The sequence below is a fragment of the Pseudomonas sp. FSL R10-0056 genome (assembly GCF_009600105.1).
Classification (GTDB): domain Bacteria; phylum Pseudomonadota; class Gammaproteobacteria; order Pseudomonadales; family Pseudomonadaceae; genus Aquipseudomonas; species Aquipseudomonas bubulae.
In genome coordinates this window covers 1-249 of record NZ_WIWL01000148.1, presented here as the reverse complement: position 1 = coordinate 249, position 249 = coordinate 1, and the positions used below count along the sequence as shown (strand labels likewise).

At 57.8% G+C, this 249-nt stretch carries 1 tRNA gene; it reads right to left on the bottom strand.

Annotated features, from left to right (window positions below):
* Positions 1–2 precede the first annotated feature (2 nt).
* Positions 3–76: transfer RNA gene (locus GHO42_RS07785), tRNA-Asp, on the bottom strand.
* Positions 77–249 lie beyond the last annotated feature (173 nt).

Genomic DNA, 249 nt, shown 5'->3' with positions numbered 1-249 from the left:
GGCGCAGCGGACGGGACTCGAACCCGCGACCCCCGGCGTGACAGGCCGGTATTCTAACCGACTGAACTACCGCTGCGTATCGCTCGGACTTGCGTCCGTTTGAAACTTTTAAAACCTGTGACTGAAGAGCTTCGGTGCTTTTCAATCGCAAACCAGGCGAACCTGATTTGTACAAATATGGCGCAGCGGACGGGACTCGAACCCGCGACCCCCGGCGTGACAGGCCGGTATTCTAACCGACTGAACTAC